This is a genomic window from Sphaerochaeta sp. S2, assembly GCF_016406725.1.
Taxonomy (GTDB): domain Bacteria; phylum Spirochaetota; class Spirochaetia; order Sphaerochaetales; family Sphaerochaetaceae; genus Sphaerochaeta.
In genome coordinates, this window is sequence record NZ_JAEKNT010000322.1 from 1 (window position 1) to 3,637 (window position 3,637).

Annotated in this window: 5 protein-coding genes; 2 read left to right on the forward strand and 3 right to left on the reverse strand. The window is 46.3% G+C overall.

From position 1 onward, the window contains the following. Window positions 1-201: 201 nt before the first annotated feature. From JF818_RS09365 to JF818_RS09370, 3 genes are all read right to left on the reverse strand, one after another. Window positions 202-909 carry a FadR/GntR family transcriptional regulator gene (locus tag JF818_RS09365; protein WP_198891751.1) on the reverse strand — a complete coding sequence of 236 codons (708 nt, stop codon included), beginning with the start codon at window positions 907-909 and terminating at the stop codon, window positions 202-204. Between the two features lie 150 nt (window positions 910-1,059). Next, window positions 1,060-1,185, reverse strand: coding sequence for a hypothetical protein (locus JF818_RS16550; RefSeq protein WP_255528445.1), 126 nt, complete (start codon window positions 1,183-1,185; stop codon window positions 1,060-1,062). A 10-nt stretch (window positions 1,186-1,195) separates the two neighbouring features. Further along, the gene (locus JF818_RS09370) at window positions 1,196-2,332 is read right to left on the reverse strand and encodes a sodium ion-translocating decarboxylase subunit beta (RefSeq protein ID WP_198891752.1); all 1,137 of its coding nucleotides are present in this window, start codon (window positions 2,330-2,332) and stop codon (window positions 1,196-1,198) included. Window positions 2,333-2,528: 196 nt separating this feature from the next. Between JF818_RS09370 and JF818_RS09375 the strand changes: the two genes are divergently transcribed. Further along, a complete protein-coding gene (locus JF818_RS09375; RefSeq protein ID WP_233067116.1) occupies window positions 2,529-3,326 on the forward strand; it encodes a GNAT family N-acetyltransferase in 798 nt (265 codons plus the stop codon). Between the two features lie 79 nt (window positions 3,327-3,405). Continuing rightward, window positions 3,406-3,637: alcohol dehydrogenase catalytic domain-containing protein (locus JF818_RS09380; RefSeq protein ID WP_198891753.1), on the forward strand; the 232-nt coding region annotated here is incomplete at its 3' end.

Below are 3,637 nucleotides of genomic sequence, written 5' to 3' on the forward strand. Positions count from 1 at the left end.
CTTTCTGACCTTCTGCGAACAGTGAAGTCGCAACCAACAGTACCAGAAGGATAACAAGAATTCTGTTTTTCTTCATACAAAACTCTCCTTTTATTTTTTTATGGCATAAGCCATAAAATTACTTATATGTTGTATGACGTCCTATAAGTTAGAAGACTCATACAAGGTATTTCAATCGTCAGCTTCATCTGTCAGGAAAACCTACAGCTCAGCTAACTCTGAAATCCGGTCCACAGTCTTGGCCACATGCTCTCGCATCAGCCTGGCTGCCTCTTCCCTATTATGTACCCTTAATGCTTCGAGGATGACGCGGTGATAGTATCTACCGTCATGCATACCCAAATGAGTGACAATGGACTCCATGCTTGCATTCATCAAATCCTGCATGAAAAGAGCCACATTGATCAGCATGTTGTTCTTCGTTGCTTTTGCGATAGCCATATGGAACTGGATATCATCATGGGCAAATACCTTTATATCAGTGGTATTTTGCTCCATTCGGACAACAATTGCCTCAAGTGCGTCACATTCCTCTTTCGTGATTCTCGTAGCGGCCATCTCCGTTGCCCCTACTTCCATTACCATCCTGTACTCAAGAATCTCCTGCAAGGAGTTCTTATCGATCATGAACATGGGAAACATCATGTCACGGTAATTCTCACTGGTCACTCTTCTGATGAAGGACCCTTCCCCGTGGCGTGTCTCTACGATTCCCAAGGCCTTGAGCTTCTGCATCGCCTCACGAATGCTGATGCGGCTCACTCCAAATTCTTGCCTCATTTCATTTTCGGAAGGAAGCTTTGCGCCCTCCTTCCATTTATTGCTCTTGATCTGGGCAAGTAACTGTTCATACACTTGGTTGGATATCTTCTCTTGTCTCACAATTTTCGTTGAATTTTGTTGCGGCATTAAAAGCTCCCCCCCAAGTCAGTACCACTGATAGGTTATCATACAAGTATTATATGTCAATCATTTTTTTACACTATTTTATTATAGTGTAGATATATCGATATATGAATATCGAGTGAAGGATTTTTATCATACTTCTCCTCAACGCCTTCAGCTCACTTTATTCTTTGACTTACCAAGAAAAAGCAGAACCAGAAATATGATCAAGATGACCACGAAGATGGCCAGCATTCCTTGTCCCATCAATGTGAGGGATTTTGAAAAAATTGACTGCATACGCCTCCTCCTACAACAATCCTGGGACCAACCCCAGGATGACTCCGCCGGCGATGACTGAAGCAATCTGCCCCGCGACATTTGCCCCTACCGCATGCATCAGTAGATGGTTCTGCGGATCTGCTTGCTGACCAAGCCGCTGAATGACCCTTGCCGACATGGGGAAGGCAGAAATACCGGCAGCTCCAACCATCGGGTTGACCTTCTGCTTCACGAACAAGTTCAAGACCTTTGCAAAGACAACCCCTGCAATGGTATCAAAGATGAAGGCAAGCAAACCGAGGCCCATGATCATAATGGTCTGGATAGTAACAAACGATTCTGCTTTCATCGTGGATGCAATCGTGATACCGAGTAGCAAAGTAATAAGATTTACCAAGACGGTTTGCGCAGCGGTAGAAAGCGTATCCAGGACGGTACACTCCCTGATCAGGTTACCGAACATCAGCATCCCTACCAAGGAAACAGAAGCTGGGGCTACATATCCAGCTACCACGGTCACGATGATCGGAAAGAGAATCTTTGCCCGCTTCGATACTGAGCGGGGATTGTACGGCATCTTGATCATCCGCTCTTTCTTGGTGGTCACCAACTTGATGGCAAACGGCTGAATGATAGGCACCAAGGCCATATACGAATACGCTGCAATGGCGATCGGGCCTACATACTTGCTTCCAAGAACCTGGGAGACCAGGATTGATGTGGGTCCGTCAGCAGCCCCTATAATGCCTATCGATGCAGCATCAATCAAACTGAACCCAAGCAATGTTGCCACACTGATAGTGGCAAAGATACCCCACTGGGCAGCTGCACCAAAAAGGATCAGCTTTGGATTGGCCAAGAGAGGGCCGAAGTCAATCATCGCCCCGATACCGATGAATAGCAGCAGGGGCAACGCCTCTGCAGATTCTATCCCCAGCTCAAAGAGCCAGTCAAGAATACCCGGTACCTCCCCGATTCCTTCCATCATCTGCGTGATGGCTCCAGAGAACGGCAAGTTGACCAAGATGGCACCAAAGCCCATGGGAAGCAAGAGCGAGGGCTCGAGTTTCTTTGCAATCGCAAGATAGATAAGAAAACTTCCCACACCAAACATTACCAGTTGCTTCCACGTGGTGTTAAGAAGCCCTTCCAGCAAGAAGTCCATAGAGAACCTCCGGGGAAAAAGAATAGGGGGAGAAGTTGACTTCGCACTAGGGCAATGAAGCTCCCCCAACGTTGTTAATCATAGAGGGCTTATAGTCCGAGGTCAAATGATAATTCTAGAAGATTTGGATCTTATTCTAGGGAAAGTGCCATACATATGTATTGAAACCAAATTTCCCTACTTCTATAGTACTGACATGTACACTCCAATACAGTTAACAAACAAGGACATACCTGCGATACGTACCTACATAGCAGAAGAGAAAGAGATGAATCTCTTCATTGAAGGAGACATCGAACAGTACGGATTGGAAACAGAAACTGTTTCCCTCTGGGCTTTTGGTGAGGATTGGGATTGCCTGTTGCTCAGGTACTACTCCAATTTTATCATCTCCAGCAACAAGGATCAGTTTGATGCAAAAGCTGTGGCTGATTTCTTGCAAGGCCAGGAGATCCAATGCATCAGTGCAAAGAAAACCATTCTCGAGCAATTGGCTCCCCACTACCCCACTATTCCCTTTCAAGGCACTTATCTGTGTCGTCTGAAAAGAGATACTTTCAAGAAGATCAAAACTGGAACGGAACAAATTCTCAAACTTGATTCGGGCCACGCACAAGACATTGTAGACCTCTACAAGCTGATTAACGAATTCTCAAGGCCCTACATTGAGCATGAGGAAGAGAAGCTCATGCAAACAAGAGAAAACTATGAAAAAGGCTGCGAAGGGTATGGGATTTTCAAGGATGGCCGCTTGGTATGCACAGCCTATACCACCGCTACTACAAGAAGTGGAGCCATGATCATTGGGGTGGCGACACACCCTGCCTACCGTCAAAGAGGCTATGCATCCATGGTGATGAATCATCTCTGTGAACAGGGGTTTGAGAGAGGGCTCTCATTCCTCTGCCTTTTCTATGACAACCCTACAGCCGGGGCTCTCTACCACAGACTTGGATTTGAGACAATCGGACGCTGGGCAATGATGAAGTTCTAGGCTCGTACCTAAAATATTGTCGTTTCCAGGTTGCATGCCGCCCACAATGACTTAGAATAGCAATGAGGAGAAGCATACAATGAAAGCACTGGTACTGGAAGAAAAGGGACGACTGAGCGTACGTGATTTTCCCATAGTAGAGAATATGGGCCCCTATGATGTAACCGTTGATGTTAAAGCATGCGGCATCTGTGGTAGTGATGTGCACTACTACACTGAAGGAGCCATTGGGGAGCTCGTCTTCAAGGAACCGATGTTACTTGGTAACGAGGCTGCCGGCGTTGTGGTGGCTAAAGGAAAACATGTTACCG